Source organism: Ochrobactrum sp. RH2CCR150, from assembly GCA_014138095.1.
Lineage (GTDB): Bacteria > Pseudomonadota > Alphaproteobacteria > Rhizobiales > Rhizobiaceae > Brucella > Brucella gambitense.
The window spans coordinates 125,082-141,757 of record JACGXE010000009.1 but is presented as its reverse complement, the minus strand read 5'-3'; the positions used below and the strand labels follow the sequence as shown (position 1 = coordinate 141,757).

Here is a 16,676-nt window from a genome sequence, read left to right as displayed (position 1 = left end):
TCCCAAATTGATTTTCGCACGTAAATCGGTTCGGCAAGCATCAACGAAAATGGCCGCTATCGAACGATAACGGCCATGTCCAAGACTTGAAAATCTGTACTGTCACCGAACGCCAGAGGCCGAGCGTCGATCAGAGCGCCGCCAGTCGCGAAGCCGCAGTTTTATCGGAAGCCTTCTGCATGCCTGAGTCGCGGTCATAGACGTCGCCGTAGTAACGAATCTGTCCATTTGCGTCCGGCCATGCCGTGAAGTAGGAAATATAGACCGGCACTGGCTCCGGCACCTTGATGCCGCGCTCGTTCTTGCCGAAATATTTCTCCAGATCGCCGACCGGCTTGCCGAGTACGGCTGCGGCCATGTCGCGCGGACGTTCCAGACGAATACAGCCATGACTCAGCGCGCGCATGTCGCGGCTGAAATAGGACTTTGCCGGTGTGTCATGCATGTAGATATCATGTTCGTTCGGGAACAGGATCTTCAGCTCGCCCAGTGCGTTATCGAGGCTCGGCTTCTGACGGATGCCGACATGTGCCTTGCCCGCAGCCACGGCGCTCCAGTTGACGGCACTTGCCGAAACCTTCTTGCCGCCGACATAGACTTCATAGCCATTTCGGTCGAGATAGCTCGTATCGCGCATGACCTTGGGCAGCATTTCGTTCAGAATAATCGAACGCGGCACACCCCAGGAGGGGTTGAAAACAACCGTCTGCACCTTGTTGTAGAAGAAATAGGTCTGATGGGTCGGCGAGCCGATCACCACATTCATACCCAGCTTTTCCTGACCACCTTCGAAATATTCAGCGCGGTATGCGGGTTGGTTGACCATTACATAGCGCGTGCCGAAATCATGCGGCAGCCAGCGCAGACGTTCCATCGAATAGAGAATGCGGTCACGCTTCACCGATGATTGCTCACCCTGCAACGCAGAAACCGTGTTTCGCCCGATGACACCATCTGGCGCACTGCCCGAGAGCTTCTGGTAGTCCTTGATCGCGGAAACCAGTTCCGGATCGTAAAGGCTCGTATCGGCATGAGCCTGCAAAACGTCGCGGTGCTTTTCCAGATAGTCGGCAGGCGCATGTTTGGTGATCAGCGCCACGATCTTGGCCAGCTGGTCGCTGGTATCGCCCGGACGAATGGCGCCATCGAGAGAGACACGAACGGTTTGACCCGTCGGCGCTTCCGTCTCGGACAAAGCCTGTTTCAAAGCCGTATACTGCGCATTATCCGGCTGGAACCCGTGCAGATAGGCGGACGGATCGGCTTCGCCAGCCAGTCTGGCCAGCACGGCTTTCGGATCGACGCGATCACGCGGCAGATCGTGGAAACCACTCAGACGGTCGGCGATCACGCGCCCCTCGCCCGCATCCATTGCATAGCGCAGCGCGCGAGCCGACATGCGAACTTCAAACTCGGCCAGCTTCTGCTGGCGTTCTTCGTTCTGCGCCGGATCGAAATTGTCCGAGGGGATCGTCACCGCATATTCATCGGCATTGAGACCATCTTCGCCAGCGCGTGCAAAGAAGGCTGCAACGGCCTTGGCCCGATCCAGCACCTTGCCGTCAGCCGACCACATGAAAGAACGGTTGGTCGAATAATAAGAAACAATCGCTTCCGCGATTGGCTTTTCAGCCTTCACATCGACGGACTTCAAATAATCCATCGCGGCGTCGAAAGCACGATTGCCGGCCGTTTCGCTCGCATCAGGCGTCTTATCCACGCGGATCGGGGACATGCCCGATGTCAGCGGATCAACAATGGCGGCTGGCGCGGTTGCAGCCGTAACCTGCATGTCGAGTGCCGTGAAATCGATCTTGATCAGCGCTTCCGGCTTGTAATCATAGATTTCCGGCCCCTTGACCGTCACGCGCTGTGCAGGCGGAACGATGCGTGTTGGTGCCGTTGGCGCTGCCGCAGCTGTACTCGGAGCCACGACGGCAGGCGGAAGCGGAGCGACAGGCTGCGCGGCCTGCTGGCGGCGCTGCTGGAAAAGCTCGAAAAGTGAATTCGCTGCCTGCGCCTGCGTGACCGGGAACAAGGCTGATGCAGCCAGAGCCAGTACCATCGCATTGCGGACATAAGACCCGCTCGTGCGAATTTTCTTTGCATCCATCTGCGCGCGCCGAGAAAACTGCATTTCAACCGCCAAAGTTAGCATGTCCGCCAAAAGGCGAATCCGTCTCAATCATTTCGCGTAGATTTTATGAATCTCGTATAGAAAGTTTTAACGCTAATGCCACTTCTTTCAATTTCTTGCTTTTAATTAATCACAAAACTTTGAGGGAGACGTATTAAAGCAACATGTGGCCTGCAACAGATGGTCCCGTGTTTACCCCATTGCGCAATGTGCCGCAGTGGCTTCCGCCTCTCATCGCGCTAAAAGCCCCTCAGAATTTATCCCGGCTGCTGCCCAGCAATCCGGGTTCTGAGCAACATAACGTGCAGGCTGGCGATCTTGCGATTGCCAACCAGTGCGGCAGGCAAGCAAGCGAGGTACCACGATGGCAGAAGCAAGCGCCGCCGATCTCTTTCCTCTTGGTGAAGACACCACCCCTTACCGCAAACTGACCTCCGACCATGTTTCGGTCGATACGTTCAAAGGTCAGGAAATCCTGACCGTCGAACCGGAAGGGCTCCGTCTTCTTTCCGAAGCGGCGTTTGCCGACATCAACCATTTGCTGCGCCCGGGTCATCTCCAGCAGCTTGCAAAGATCATGGAAGACCCGGAAGCGACCGACAATGATCGCTTTGTGGCCTATGACCTTCTGAAAAACGCCAATATCGCTGCAGGCGGCGTTCTGCCGATGTGTCAGGATACCGGCACTGCGATTATTATGGGCAAGAAGGGCCGTCGCGTCTGGACCGAAGGCGGCGATGCCGATGCGCTCGGCAGCGGTGTGCTCGATGCCTATAACAAAAAGAACCTGCGCTATTCGCAGCTCGCGCCGCTGTCGATGTTCGAGGAAAAGAACACCAAGAACAATCTGCCAGCGCAGATCGACATCTATGAAGAAGGCGAAGACGCCTACAAGTTCCTGTTCGTGGCAAAAGGCGGGGGGTCGGCCAACAAGACGTTCCTGTATCAGGGCACGCCTTCGCTTTTGACCCATGACCGGATGATCGACTTCCTCAAGGACAAGATTCTCAGCCTCGGCACAGCCGCCTGCCCGCCTTACCATCTGGCAATTGTCATCGGCGGCACATCGGCCGAGATGAATCTCAAGACCGTCAAGCTAGCCTCGACGCGCTATCTCGACAGCCTGCCGACGGAAGGTTCGGAAACCGGCCATGCTTTCCGCGATCTGGAAATGGAAGCTGAAATCCACAAGCTGACCCAGTCGCTGGGTGTCGGCGCGCAGTTCGGCGGCAAATATTTCTGCCATGACGTGCGCGTCATCCGTCTGCCGCGCCACGGCGCATCGCTGCCAATCGGAATCGGCGTTTCTTGCTCAGCAGACCGTCAGGCCAAGGGCAAAATCACCAAGGAAGGCATTTTTCTGGAGCAGCTGGAGACCAATCCGGCGCAATACATGCCGGATATCGACGAAGAAAAGCTGTCGTCGCATGTGGTGAAGATTGATCTCAACCAGCCCATGGCCGAGATCCTGAAAGAACTGTCCAAGCACCCCGTCAAGACGCAGCTTTCGCTGACTGGACCGATCATCGTCGCCCGTGATCTCGCGCATGCGAAAATTCGCGAGCGTCTGGAAAACGGCGAATCCATGCCGGATTATTTCAAGGACCATCCGGTCTATTACGCTGGTCCCGCCAAGACGCCTGCCGGTTATGCATCGGGTTCGTTCGGCCCAACCACGGCTGGCCGCATGGATTCCTATGTCGACCAGTTCCAGTCCTTCGGCGGCTCCATGGTGATGCTCGCCAAGGGCAACCGTTCGCGTCAGGTTCGCGAAGCCTGTGGAAGCCATGGCGGTTTCTATCTCGGCTCCATCGGTGGCCCGGCTGCCCGTCTGGCGCAGGACTGCATCAAGAAAGTCGAAGTGGTCGAATATCCGGAACTGGGCATGGAAGCCATCTGGCGGATCGAAGTGGAAGATTTCCCGGCCTTCATCGTCATTGACGACAAGGGCAATGACTTCTTCAAGGAACTCAATCTGGGCTGATCATTGCCCGATTGATACCCGACACGATAAAAGGGCGGCTTTCAAAGCCGCCCTTTCTGTATCAGGCATTTGCTCCGCCGTCGGCGGTCAGCGTGGCACCCGTAACGAAGCGTGACTCAGGCCCGGCCAGCCACGTCACCAGATTTGCAATATCATCCGGCGAGCCATAGCTGCCCGTCGCGATACGCTCCAGCTGCGGACCAGAGTGGTCGCCGCCAGCGGGGTTCATATCCGTATTGGTGGACCCGGGCTGCACGACATTCACCGTAACACCTTTGGGACCGAAATCGCGGGCAAGCCCCTTTGTCAGACCAATCAATGCCGACTTGCTGGCTGCGTAGAGACTGATACCCGGCCAAGCGACAAGGTCTGCCAGATTGGAGCCGATGGTGACAATCCGCCCACCCTCGCCCAGATGCGGTGCAGCAGCCGATATGGCTGCAAACACTGCGCGAAAATTGACCGCCATGACCTCATCGAAATCCGCAAGCGTCACCTGATCCAGCGGAGCGGCTTTCCAGATGCCAGCACTGTTCACTAGAATGTCCAGTCGTCCAAGCTCTTTCACCGTCGCTTCAATCGCGGCGGCAATCTCATCCGCATTGCGATTGTCCGCCTTATACGCGATGGCCCGACCGCCTTCGGCAGTGATCGCCGATACGATTGCGTCGGCTTTTTCCTTTGAGCTTACATAGGTGATTGCAACACTTGCACCGTCTTTTGCCAATCGCCGCGCAATCGCGGCACCGATACCGCGGCTACCACCGGTTACAAAGGCCACTTTCCCATTCAAAGGCTTTCCAGACATGAAGGCATCCTTTCTGTATCGATTGATACATAATAGGTGTCAGGCTTGCCGAATACCGTCAAGAGGTTTATTTAACGATCAATACAAAAAGGAGATTGGCGTGTCGGAACGCGGAAGACCTCGCAACTTTGACCGGGAACAGGCATTGCGCGCAGCAATGTATGTTTTCTGGGAAAAGGGCTTTGACGGCGCATCGCTTTCGGACCTGACAGCCGCGATGGGCATCAACGCGCCCAGCCTTTATGCCGCCTTCGGGAGCAAGGAAGGGCTGTATATGGATGCCCTGTCGCTCTATTCGAACGAAGTGGGCACGGATATCTGGACGCAATTGGAAGAAACGCCAGACGTGAAGCTGGCATTCGAGCGCTTTTTGATGGCGAGCGCCGAGACTTTCTCGGTCACCGACAAGCCGCGTGGATGCCTGATCGCACTGGACGCACTTAACCGCACCCAGTCCAGCCAGAATGTCTGCAATGTTCTGAAAGAGCGCCGCAACAACAATATTGAGGTGCTGCGCACCCGCCTTCAGCGCAGTATCGAGGAAGGTTCCCTGCCCGCAACCATCGACGCAGGTGCTATCGCCACGTTTTACGCGACGGTGCAGAACGGCATGTCCATCCTTGCGCGCGACGGTGGCAGCGCTGAAAGTCTGATCGCCGCAGCGCATGGCGCAATGGCGGCATGGGACAGACTGACTGCCGCCTGACCGGTTGCGGTCCCTATGCCACAGCCCGCAAAGGCACGGGGCCGCTCACATAATCTGCAATTTTGTCGGCCACATCCGTGCTGGCAATGATCCGCCGATGCCCGAGGCCGTCAGCCCAGTGAAGCCGGACATGAGACCCCGCTTTGGCAGCCATTTCTGCACAACACGCTGGAACTTCCTTGTCGTCGCGCGCATGAATAACCAGTGTCGGGATCGCCAGTCGGCGCAGATGCACATCGGTATCGAAATCATGGATCGGACGCGCGGCAATTTGCTGAACAGTGTCCTTCATGGCCTGACGCACATCAGCGTTCAGGCGAAGTACCTTTCCGAACCCTTCGAAAACACCATTCATGGAATGCGGTGACGCAATCGTGACCAGCTTGGCGGGACGTCGCTCGCGATAGCAGCCAAGCGGCCCGGCAGCTGCGTTGACGACAACCGCGCCGCCAAAGGAATGCCCGACCATGGCGTAGAACGGCCCATATTGACGCCATGCGGCATCCACTGCGGCGATCGCCCGGATGAAATCGAGCTCGCGTCCAGCCGAAGCGCCGTGTCCCGGCAAATCAAGGGCGACCACCCGCTCGCCGCGCGCGACCAGCGCACTGATAATGGCCATCATATCCGCGCTACGCGAACCCCAGCCGTGCACCACAAGAGATGTGCGGGCATTGTGCCGGTCCACACGAGCGGGCTCGAAGAGATAGGTTGCCACGACACCTCGATCGATAATCAGATCGAGCCTTTTGGCCTTGAGCAACTCTTCACTCGTCTGCTGCAGCTTTTCCGCATAGGCTTTTGTCCTCGGCTTGCGGCTGGGCGTGCGGCAGAAAATCTTGAATGCCGCGCGACCGGCGCGTTCCGGCGCGATGTGTCCGAGCATAGCCAGACCGAATCGCGTAACCTGAAGAGATAACGTCGCCATAGCGGGGCCTCAATCATGTTCAATCCTGAACAAATAATTGTACAAGAATGAACAAAATGCAAGACAAGATACAAAAGCTGCCGTGGGATAATCCGCGCTTCAAGAACTGGATTGCTGTTGCGAGAGCCGGCAAAGCGGTTGAACGTGCGCTGGCGCAGGGGCTGGCGTCGTTCGATCTGAAGATTGCTGACCTCGATGTGTTGATGAATATTTATCGCCATCCGGGCGAATCGCAGCACGATCTCGCCCGCAGAATTCTCGTTGGACGCTCCAACATCACGATGTTGCTGCCGAAGCTGGAGAATCGCGGATTGCTGATGCGCACCGGCGACGCGACCGACAAGCGCATCATCCGCCTGACCCTCACACAGGATGGCGAGAAACTGCTCAGCGAAGCGCTGGCGGTCTATGGCGAGTTGATCGACCGCGTCATGGCGCATTCCACCACATCGCAATGCAACGCCATGGGCGACATGATGCGGCGCATCGCGGAAATGCTGGAGAAAGAGTGACGCGTGTGATTAGCGGTCGCGCTTGAGCCCTTTTTCGGCCAGTTCATCGAGATAGGTTTGCCAAAGCGTCTCTTTCTCGGTGCCGAGCTTATGCAGATAAGTCCATGAAAACAGGCCGGTATCATGCATATCGTCAAAGGTGATGCGGACCGCGTAATTGCCTACCGGCTCAACCTTGATGATCTCGACATTGCGCTTGCCGCCGACCGTGATGCGCTGTTCGGGCGAATGGCCCTGCACTTCCGCCGATGGAGAAAGTACACGCAATAATTCGGCGGTCAGTTCAAAACGTTCGCCGCTGTCAAAAGCCACCGTCAGCAATTTGCGGTCGCTGGAAACGCGCAGTTCAGTCGGCCAGACGTCGCTCATTGCTGTTCTCCATACAAATATCGCTCCGCAATCGTCGAAGTCTGCTTGTGATAGGCTGCATGACAGAATACCGCAAGTATGTTGAAACTGCTTCAGCGCTGCAAAACTGGACAAGACGAAGCGGAAGTCCTATCTCATATGAGCAGGAGGATACTGCGTCGTACCTTATGGAAACAATGGCTTCACAGATGAGAACCTTGCAGGCACAGTCCTTTGTTTCTCCGACCGGACCGATGATCGATCCTTTCGGGCGGGCGGTCGATTATTTGCGCGTTTCGGTGACAGACCGCTGCGATTTCCGCTGCACCTATTGCATGGCGGAACACATGACCTTTCTTCCCAAGAAGGATCTGCTGACGCTGGAAGAGCTGGAACGGCTCTGCACTGTGTTTATCGACAGGGGCGTGCGCAAGCTGCGCCTGACTGGCGGTGAACCGCTGGTGCGCAAGAACATCATGCATCTGATCCGTGGGCTTTCGCGCCATCTGGTATCCGGTGCGCTGCAAGAACTGACGCTGACCACCAATGGCTCGCAACTTTCGCGTTTTGCCGGAGAGCTGGCCGACTGCGGCATCAAGCGCATCAATGTCTCGCTCGACACACTCAACCCTGACAAGTTTCACGAGATTACACGCTGGGGCGACTTGGCCCGTGTGCTTGAGGGTATAGATGCCGCCCAGAAGGCCGGTATCCGCGTGAAGATCAACGCAGTTGCGCTGAAAGATTTCAACGAATTCGAAATCCCGGACCTCATCCGCTGGGCCCATGGCCGCGATATGGATATGACGCTCATCGAAACCATGCCGATGGGTGAAATTGAATTCGACCGCACTGACCAGTATCTGCCGCTGTCGCAACTGCGCAGCGACCTTTCAAGCCAGTTCACGATGAACGATATCCCGTATCGAACGGGCGGCCCCGCCCGCTATGTGACGATAGAGGAAACCGGTGGACGTCTCGGCTTCATCACACCTTTGACGCATAATTTCTGCGAAAGCTGCAACCGTGTTCGCCTCACCTGTACCGGCATGCTCTATATGTGCCTCGGCCAGAATGATGATGCCGATCTGCGCAAGGCGCTACGCGAGAACGACAGTGATGTTTTCCTGAGCCAGGCTATCGATGAGGCTATTTCTCGCAAGCCCAAGGGCCATGATTTCATCATCGATCGCGATCATAACCGGCCAGCCGTAGCACGTCATATGAGCCTTACGGGCGGATAAAAATCCGTTTATACTTTTGAGTGAAGGCAATCACAAATAATTGTCGCGAAATACACTTGAACACGGTATTGGATTCTAAACTGGATTCTATACCGTGCTGCAGTCAGAGAATTTCCGCGCAAGTATTTATATGCTTCTCGCCATGGGTGTTTTCACCATCGGGGACAGCATCACCAAATTCCTTCTCGCGGAAATGAACAGCGGTCAGTACATGCTGATCCGCGGCGTTTTTGCGACCGTGATGATCGGCTTTCTGGCCTGGCGTCATGGTGCGCTGCGTAAGCTTTCTCTGGAGCGGATGACTGTCCTGCGTGTGCTGGGCGAAGTGGTCGCGACAATTACTTACATTGTCTCGCTGGGACATCTTTCTCAGGCCTTCTGTTCAGCCGTGTTTCAGGCAACACCTTTGGTAGTAACGCTGGGAGCCGCAATATTCCTCAAGGAAAAAGTCGGCTGGCGGCGCTGGGCCTGTATTCTGGTCGGCTTCGTCGGCGTCCTGATTATTATTCGTCCCGGTTCAGCCGGCGCGGCAGGTTTCGGCGCAATCGCCGTATTGCTGGCGAGCGTCGGTTTTGCGGCGATGCGGGACATTGCGACGCGTCGCGTACCGGCCCATGTGCCGACGCTCTATCTCTCCACGCTCACTGCTTGTGCGATTGCAATCACCGGCGGCGTGCTGACTGTCCCCATGGGCGGATGGCAGCCTATCGGGCTTATTCCCGTTGCGGCCATGTTCGTTGCTGCCGTGCTGTTGCTGATCGGATATCACTTCATCATTCTGGCCATGCGTGAGGGCGAAGTGTCCTTCGTCTCTCCATTCCGCTATTCCAGCCTGCTCTGGGCGATAGGATTGAGCATAGCAGTCTTTGGCGAAGCGCCGGATAGCTATACAATCATTGGCTCTGTCATGGTCGTCGGAAGCGGCATCTACATGGTCTATCGCGAAAACGCGCTGAAGAAGCGCGAAAAGAACAAAAGCACCCTTGCTTCAATTCCAACCGGTCTCGGGCCGAAATAATGGTCGATCAGCCAGATATCACCGGTGCTATCATTGCTGGCGGATTGTCGAGCCGGATGCGCGAAGGTGGAATAGCGGGAGACAAGTTCCTGCAGGCTCTGGGTTCCCGTTCCATTATCGCCGAGGTTGCCGAACGCTTGAAACCGCAGGTCGGAGCGCTTTTCATCAACGCCAATGGCGACCCGTCACGGCTGGCCAACCTCGACCTGGACGTCATTGCGGATATCCCCGCAGCACATGGCGGTCCTCTACCCGGCATTCTCACCGCGCTCACGCACGCAAAAAATTCGACATGGCTGCTGACCGCAGCTGCCGACACCCCATTTCTGCCTGCGGATCTCGGCGAGCAGCTCCTCGAACGCCAAAGACAGACCGGCGGCGACATCGTTCTTGCGAGCTCAGCCGGGCATGTTCACCCAATCTTTGGCCTGTGGCGGACGCAACTGGCGGATCGGCTAAAGGACTGGCTTTCGACGGCTGAGAAAGCCAGCGTTCTGGCATTTGCACGCGATGTTGATTTCGAAACAGTAGACTTTCCGCTTGTAACGACGAAGGATCGCTCGGAAACCTATGATCCATTCTTCAACATCAACCGGCCCGACGATCTCGTCGAAGCCCGGCGATTGAGCCGACTGAACGGAGCCATGTCATGACGCACAAGCTTTTTGGCATTACAGGCTGGAAAAACTCCGGCAAGACCACCCTGACCGAAAAGCTCGTGCGCTGCCTGACAGAACGGGGCTTCCGCATCGCGACGATCAAGCATGCGCATCATAATTTTGATATCGATATCGAAGGCACCGACTCCTGGCGGCATCGCAAGGCCGGCGCGGCTGAAGTTGCCATAGTGTCGGAGCGCCGCTTCGCCATCATGCATGAAAATCTCGACGGCCCAGAAATCTCGCTGCAAGACATCGCGGACAAGCTCGCGCCCTGTGATCTGATTCTCGTTGAAGGCTATAAGCGGGAGCCGCACAAGAAAATCGAACTCCGCCGAACAGGCAGTCATGACGGTCCGCCTCTCGCCGAAAACGACCCAAGCATCGTCGCCATTGCAACCGATTATCCCCAACAGGGTTCAAGCCTGCCGGTCTTCGATATCAATATGGTCGATGAAATTGCCGATTTCATCCAAAATGAAATGGCGCTTTGAGCAATTCCCTACCACTTTCCGCCAAAACGTCAGCTTTCACTATTTTGACATAGGTTTCGGCGGAATACGCTGTGAATTCCACAATAATTATACGCAAAATTATTACGCAAGCCATCTTGCCTTCCGGTGAAAAGTGGTGGGAATATCGTCACCGGATTGGAGGGCGGCGGCGAACATGCGAAAATATATTGCGCAGCCTCTGTTGAACCATCTATTGGTAGCGGCGGGAGGATCGACTATCGATCACTAATCCTCAATTTTAAATTGCAATTGCACGACAAATGGCTGACCAGAACAATAATCAGGGAAGCAGCCAGAGTAAACGAGAGGACTAAATATGCGCGTATTGAAGCGTATCGTAGTAGCAGCTTCGGTTGCCACCATTGCAACCGTGGCGGGCGGCCTGGCAATCGGCGCCGCAAATGCCCAGGAGCCTTTAAAGCTCACCATCGCCACTGAAGGCGCATATCCCCCCTTCAATTTCATCAAGCCGGACGGCACCCTTTCGGGCTTTGACGTCGATATCGCGAAAGCGCTTTGCGATGAAATGAAGGCTCAATGTACCTTCATCACCCAGGAATGGGACGGCGCAATTCCGGCGCTTCAGGCTGGCAAGTTCGATGCCTTCATCGCGTCCATGTCCATCACTGATGAACGCAAGAAGCAGGTCGATTTCTCGGGCAAATATTACAATACGCCTCCGGGCATCGTCGCTCCGAAGGATAGCGACATCAAGGGTGTGACCAAGGAAGATCTCGCTGGCAAGACGATCGGCGTTCAGGTTTCCACCACCCACGCGAATTACTCGGAAAAGACTTTTACCGACAGCACCATCAAGGCCTACCCGACGGCTGAGGAATACCGCCTCGATCTGGCCAATGGCCGTCTCGATGCCGCCAATGACGACAGCGTGACGCTGGGCGAATGGCTGAAGACGCCGGATGGCGCATGCTGCAAGATGGTCGGCACTTTCCCGCCGGTTGTTGAAATTCACGGCCCCGGCGCTGGCGTTGCCTTCAAGAAGGGCCGTCCGGAACTGGTTGAAAAGTTCAACGCAGCCATCAAGGCGATCCGTGCGAACGGAAAGTACAAGGAAATCAACGATAAGTACTTTGAGTTCGACGCTTACGGCGCCGAGAACTAAGTTTCCTTGAAGACGTATGCGCCGGTTTGTGACACACAAACCGGCGCACATCATTTATGGCGGACAGTTCGGTAGAAGCGCTCGAAACAGAGACCGCCGGATGAGTATCTGCCCAGAAAAAAGAAAAAGGCGATGGAACATTACGCCACTTTATTGAGTTTCGGCCCCGAAGGTTGGTCGAGAAGTATCGCCTGGGGGCTTCTGGTTACAGTCACCCTTGCAATCGCTACCCTGCCCGTGGGCCTCGTTCTTGGATTTCTGGTTGCTTTGGGGAAGCAATCGACCGAACCGTCAATCAGACTGGCTTCGAATATCTACACGACCATCTTCCGTGGTCTTCCAGAACTTCTGACCCTGTTCCTGGTTTATTTCGGCGCCTCTCTCGGCTTGCAGAAACTCCTGGCACTGTTTGGCATCAATGCCAATGTCGAAATCAATGCCTTCGCCGCGGGTATGGTGGCGCTCGGTTTCGTTTTCTCATCCTATTCGAGTGAGGTCTTCCTCTCCGCTTTCCGCGCCATTCCGCGCGGGCAGTATGAAGGCGGATATGCGGTCGGGCTGTCGCACTGGCAGACCATGCGCAAGGTCATCCTGCCGCAATTGATCCGCATCGCCCTGCCGGGCCTTGCAAATCTGTGGCTGGTGCTGCTGAAAGACACCTCGCTGGTATCGGTGATCACGCTGTCCGACATCATGCGGCAGACATCCATTGCAGCGCGCGTAACCAAGGAGCCTTTCCTGTTCTTTGGCGTTGCCTGCCTGCTCTATCTCGCTCTCGCGATCATCTCGTCCTATTTCATCAACCGTATTGCCCAATGGGCTGATGCGGGCAGCAACCGGTCGCGGGGTGCATGATCATGAGCGAAGCTGTCACACAAAGCAGTGCTGCCGTCATAGCGCCGCCGCCCGTCGTCCGCCAATGGACCCGCGCACGCGTTGCAGGCCATATCTTCGTCGGCATCTGGGCTTTGCTCTTTGCGGGGCTGGCCATTTATCTCTACAATGTCTGGCGGATCGATCTCTTCGAGACTTATGGACCGCGCTATTGGTCCGGCCTTCTGATCACGCTGAAGCTCGTCGTCGTGTCGATCCTTGTCGGCGCTGCGCTTTCGATCCCGATTGCCGCCGCACGCATGTCGAACAACCGCTGGCTGAAAGCCATTGCCTTCGGCTATGTCTATTTCTTCCGCGGCACACCGCTTCTGGCGCAAACCTTCCTGATCTATTACGGTTTCGGCACCTTCCGGCCTTTCCTGGAAAGCATCGGCCTGTGGGTATTTTTCCGTGATGCATGGAATTGCGCCATTCTCGCCTTCTCGCTCAATACGGCTGCCTATCAGGCTGAAATCCTGCGCGGCGCGATCCAGAGCGTTGCCATGGGCCAATGGGAAGGTGCAGCAGCACTTGGCATTTCCAAGCGCGTGACGTTCTGGAAAGTCATTCTTCCACAGGCGCTGATCGTTGCCCTGCGTCCATACGGCAATGAAATCATTCTGATGATTAAGGGTTCGGCCATCGTTGCCATCATCACGGTTCTCGACCTGATGGGTGAAACGCGCCGCGCCTATTCCCGCACCTTCGATTTCCAGACCTATCTCTGGGCGGCAGTGATCTACCTGCTGATCGTGGAAGTGCTACGACACATCTGGGATTATCTCGAACGGAAGCTGACACGGCATCTTGTTCGCTGATTTAACCAGATCGACCTGAATTTAGCCCTCGGCAGCCTTGCAGCTTCCGGGGGCTATCTGTTTAATCAACAAGTGCATTCGCCGCTCGGCGGGATGCATCCAATTCCTGAAGCATAGCAATGGGCAGTATCATGCTGAAAATCTGGGGCCGCACCAATTCCACCAACGTCAAGAAAGCGCTCTGGATAGCGCAGGAACTTGGCCTTGATTACGAACAGTTCGATGTTGGCGGCCAGTTTGGCGGGCTTGACGACCCGGCCTTCCTCGCACGCAATCCCAACGGTCTTATCCCGCTTGTCGAAGACGGCGAGACCGTGCTGTGGGAATCAAATGTCATCACGCGCTATCTGGCCGCCACCTACGGCAAGGACAGCCTCTGGATCGAGAATCCGGCCAGGCGCGCGCAGGCCGAAAAGTGGATGGATTGGGCCTCCACCACGCTCTACACCGACTTCAGCAATGTCATGAAGCATATGATCCGCCTGCCGGAAGACAAGCGTGACCCGGCAATCCTGCAACGCGGTCTCGACGGCCTTGCCCGTTCCATGAAGATTGCCAATGACGGTCTAGGTCAAGCGCCATGGTTCTCCGGAGAAGAGTTTGGTATCGGCGACATTCCGGTTGGCTGCTATGCCTATGCCTGGTTCGAGTTCTCCATCGAACGCCCCTCGCTTCCACAGCTGGAAAACTGGTATGAGCGCCTGAAACTGCGCCCTGCCTACCGTTCGGCTGTGATGACACCCCTCACCTGATCATACGGTCCAAAACTATCCAGAGGAATGAACGAATGACGACCACTGCAAAAGTAGCCTTTCTTGGGCTTGGCGTGATGGGCTATCCAATGGCTGGACACCTGAAGAACAAGGGTGGCCACGACGTTACGGTCTATAATCGCACGACGGCAAAGGCTGAAAAATGGGCGAAGGAATTTGGCGGCAGCTTCGCCGCTACGCCTGCTGAAGCCGTGCGCGATGCCGATTATGTATTCGCCTGTGTCGGCAACGACGACGATCTGCGTTCTGTCACCATCGGTCCGGATGGCGCTTTTTCGACGATGAAAAAGGATGCGATCTTCATCGACAACACGACGGCCTCCGCCGAAGTCGCGCGTGAGCTTTCGGAAGAAGCGCAAAAGCGTGGAATTCATTTCATCGATGCGCCCGTATCCGGCGGTCAGGCCGGAGCGGAAAACGGTGTGCTGACCGTGATGGTCGGTTCCAGCGAACCCGTCTTCGAGCGCGCCAAGCCGATTATCGATGCCTATGCACGCTCCGTCGGCCTTATGGGTCCGGTCGGTTCGGGACAACTTGCCAAGATGGTGAACCAGATTTGCATTGCCGGTCTCGTTCAGGGATTGGCCGAGGGCATTCATTTCGGCAAGAAGGCCGGGCTCGACATTGAAAAGCTCATCGCGGTCATTTCCAAGGGCGCTGCCGGTTCCTGGCAGATGGAAAACCGCTCTGGCACGATGAACCAGGGCAAATATGATTTCGGCTTTGCCGTCGACTGGATGCGCAAGGATTTGGGCATCTGCCTTGACGAAGCAGACCGCAATGGCGCGCTTCTGCCCGTCACGGCGCTTGTCGACCAGTTTTACAAGGAAGTGCAGAAAATCGGCGGCAATCGCTGGGATACGTCCTCTCTGCTGGCGCGGCTGGAACAGAAGTGAACAAAAACTGAGTTATGTTTCAAAAAGAAGCCCGGCATCCGCCGGGCTTTTTGCTGATTTACAGTTTCAGAACTTGACCATCGCCGTGAGCGAGAGACCGCTGACGAAATCGTCGTCGAGCACGCCCTCGGAACCCAGCAGGCTGCGCTCACCATCGGCAAGCGCAGTATCAACCTTTCCTGAGACCAGCCAACCCGCGGCGCCCGCCAGACGAAACTCGACTTGGTCACTTGGCTTGTAACCGGCGCCAAGGCCGAACAGCCAGAGATCCGTCTGCGTGGTGAGGCCCGTGCTGGTGCCGCGATCCCAGGTTAAAGTCCCGTCGAGAGACCAATGGTCATTGAACGTGTGAGCAACACCGCCCCTTAAAGTCCAGCCGTCCTGATAATAAAGGTTCAGGCTGGTAACTCTGGTGCCGATAGGGAGAACTTCACTGTCAGCGGCGACAAAATCAACCGACGTCACGCTTGACCAATCCATCCATTCGACCGAGCCAAAGGCCATCCAGCCGGGTGTTATACCCGTCTGAAACTTGAATTCGACCGATTGAGGCGTTGCAATGTCACTGCTCACATCAATCGGTTCGCCGCGTCCGGTAACCGGATTCAAAGCGAGATTATCAACGATGCCTTCAAGGCCATACCTGACCTCAGATTGATAAACGATGCTCGCGCGGATGGCATATTCAGGAATTTCATAGGCAGCGCCAATGCGCCAGCCAAATGAATGGTCATCTGCATCCAGAGAAGCGGCGCGAAATGGGCTTCCGGGAATGCCGTCAGGATTGCGGGAAAAATGCGGGATCATCCTGGTCTGCTGGCCGCGCAGTTCCTGATAGCTGACGCCACCGAGAATGCGGAAATAGCCCATCGCGCCCGTATCAAACCGATAGGAACAGTTCACACCGTAATCGTTCGACGTGATTTTCTGTTCTATCGAGGTGTAAGAATGAACCGTTTCAATGCCCGCAGATGTGTTGATGCCCCATGGCTGGCGATATTGCGCAGCACAGGCAAGATCGTTGGTCAGATCGAACTTGGCAGAAATCTTTGGCACCCAATAGCCCTTCGCCTCTTGGATACCCTTTTCGAATGGGCGACCTGTCACCGGGTTGATACCGTCATTCGTGCCGTTGGCGGCCGGGCCGCCGATTTTCGTCAATCGACGTTGTGGCGCGACATACATAGCCGAAGTATCGACCGCATTCCCCTGTTCGAACAGAATATCAAAATCCTGCGAACTGGTCTCGAAAGCGCCGGCGTAAGCGACACTTGCGCTCCCGATCAGGACCGCCGCGATACCTCCAATTTTCAAGCCATATCCGCCCATAAATC

Annotated in this window: 17 protein-coding genes; 12 read left to right on the top strand and 5 right to left on the bottom strand. The window is 56.1% G+C overall.

Annotated elements, in window-relative coordinates:
* Nucleotides 1–130 precede the first annotated feature (130 nt).
* Nucleotides 131–2,113, bottom strand: coding sequence for a murein L,D-transpeptidase (locus tag FHW03_RS18220; RefSeq protein WP_377515163.1), 1,983 nt, complete (start codon nt 2,111–2,113; stop codon nt 131–133).
* A 388-nt stretch (nt 2,114–2,501) separates the two neighbouring features.
* On the opposite strand from FHW03_RS18220, the gene FHW03_RS18215 reads away from it, so the two are divergent.
* Nucleotides 2,502–4,121, top strand: coding sequence for a fumarate hydratase (locus FHW03_RS18215; RefSeq protein ID WP_182521892.1), 1,620 nt, complete (start codon nt 2,502–2,504; stop codon nt 4,119–4,121).
* Nucleotides 4,122–4,182: 61 nt separating this feature from the next.
* Here FHW03_RS18215 and FHW03_RS18210 read toward each other — a convergent pair whose 3' ends face one another.
* Complete coding sequence (locus FHW03_RS18210) at nt 4,183–4,929, bottom strand: SDR family oxidoreductase (protein ID WP_182521891.1); 747 nt, start codon at nt 4,927–4,929, stop codon at nt 4,183–4,185.
* A gap of 100 nt (nt 4,930–5,029) precedes the next feature.
* On the opposite strand from FHW03_RS18210, the gene FHW03_RS18205 reads away from it, so the two are divergent.
* Nucleotides 5,030–5,635, top strand: coding sequence for a TetR/AcrR family transcriptional regulator (locus FHW03_RS18205; protein WP_182521890.1), 606 nt, complete (start codon nt 5,030–5,032; stop codon nt 5,633–5,635).
* 13 nt (nt 5,636–5,648) lie between these two features.
* Here the strand turns inward: FHW03_RS18205 and FHW03_RS18200 are convergent, their stop codons facing one another.
* The gene (locus FHW03_RS18200; protein ID WP_182521889.1) at nt 5,649–6,563 is read right to left on the bottom strand and encodes an alpha/beta fold hydrolase; all 915 of its coding nucleotides are present in this window, start codon (nt 6,561–6,563) and stop codon (nt 5,649–5,651) included.
* 47 nt (nt 6,564–6,610) lie between these two features.
* On the opposite strand from FHW03_RS18200, the gene FHW03_RS18195 reads away from it, so the two are divergent.
* The gene (locus FHW03_RS18195) at nt 6,611–7,075 is read left to right on the top strand and encodes a MarR family transcriptional regulator (protein ID WP_182521888.1); all 465 of its coding nucleotides are present in this window, start codon (nt 6,611–6,613) and stop codon (nt 7,073–7,075) included.
* A gap of 9 nt (nt 7,076–7,084) precedes the next feature.
* Here FHW03_RS18195 and FHW03_RS18190 read toward each other — a convergent pair whose 3' ends face one another.
* On the bottom strand, nt 7,085–7,444 hold the full coding sequence (locus FHW03_RS18190) for a gamma-butyrobetaine hydroxylase-like domain-containing protein (RefSeq protein ID WP_078340433.1): 360 nt from the start codon (nt 7,442–7,444) through the stop codon (nt 7,085–7,087).
* A gap of 188 nt (nt 7,445–7,632) precedes the next feature.
* Here FHW03_RS18190 and moaA point away from each other — a divergent pair, with 188 nt between their 5' ends.
* The 9 genes from moaA (at nt 7,633) to FHW03_RS18145 (ending at nt 15,342) form a co-directional block, all read left to right on the top strand.
* The gene (gene moaA / locus FHW03_RS18185; protein ID WP_182521887.1) at nt 7,633–8,667 is read left to right on the top strand and encodes a GTP 3',8-cyclase MoaA; all 1,035 of its coding nucleotides are present in this window, start codon (nt 7,633–7,635) and stop codon (nt 8,665–8,667) included.
* A 130-nt stretch (nt 8,668–8,797) separates the two neighbouring features.
* Nucleotides 8,798–9,685 carry a DMT family transporter gene (locus FHW03_RS18180; protein WP_182521922.1) on the top strand — a complete coding sequence of 296 codons (888 nt, stop codon included), beginning with the start codon at nt 8,798–8,800 and terminating at the stop codon, nt 9,683–9,685.
* On the top strand, nt 9,685–10,338 hold the full coding sequence (mobA, locus tag FHW03_RS18175; RefSeq protein WP_182521886.1) for a molybdenum cofactor guanylyltransferase MobA: 654 nt from the start codon (nt 9,685–9,687) through the stop codon (nt 10,336–10,338). Before FHW03_RS18180 ends, mobA begins: the two co-directional genes overlap by 1 nt.
* The gene (mobB, locus tag FHW03_RS18170) at nt 10,335–10,838 is read left to right on the top strand and encodes a molybdopterin-guanine dinucleotide biosynthesis protein B (protein WP_182521885.1); all 504 of its coding nucleotides are present in this window, start codon (nt 10,335–10,337) and stop codon (nt 10,836–10,838) included. Before mobA ends, mobB begins: the two co-directional genes overlap by 4 nt.
* A 337-nt stretch (nt 10,839–11,175) precedes the next feature.
* Nucleotides 11,176–11,982, top strand: a complete 807-nt coding sequence (locus FHW03_RS18165; protein ID WP_182521884.1) for an ABC transporter substrate-binding protein — start codon at nt 11,176–11,178, stop codon at nt 11,980–11,982.
* Nucleotides 11,983–12,114: 132 nt separating this feature from the next.
* Nucleotides 12,115–12,837, top strand: coding sequence for an ABC transporter permease (locus tag FHW03_RS18160; RefSeq protein WP_138785175.1), 723 nt, complete (start codon nt 12,115–12,117; stop codon nt 12,835–12,837).
* A 2-nt stretch (nt 12,838–12,839) separates the two neighbouring features.
* Complete coding sequence (locus FHW03_RS18155; protein ID WP_182521883.1) at nt 12,840–13,673, top strand: ABC transporter permease; 834 nt, start codon at nt 12,840–12,842, stop codon at nt 13,671–13,673.
* A gap of 131 nt (nt 13,674–13,804) precedes the next feature.
* Entirely contained in the window at nt 13,805–14,425 is a 621-nt protein-coding gene (locus FHW03_RS18150) for a glutathione S-transferase (RefSeq protein WP_182521921.1), read from the top strand.
* Nucleotides 14,426–14,460: 35 nt separating this feature from the next.
* The gene (locus FHW03_RS18145) at nt 14,461–15,342 is read left to right on the top strand and encodes an NAD(P)-dependent oxidoreductase (protein WP_182521882.1); all 882 of its coding nucleotides are present in this window, start codon (nt 14,461–14,463) and stop codon (nt 15,340–15,342) included.
* 66 nt (nt 15,343–15,408) lie between these two features.
* Here FHW03_RS18145 and FHW03_RS18140 read toward each other — a convergent pair whose 3' ends face one another.
* Nucleotides 15,409–16,527 (bottom strand): OmpP1/FadL family transporter, encoded by a 1,119-nt coding sequence (locus FHW03_RS18140; protein WP_377515160.1) that lies wholly within the window; start codon nt 16,525–16,527, stop codon nt 15,409–15,411.
* Nucleotides 16,528–16,676 lie beyond the last annotated feature (149 nt).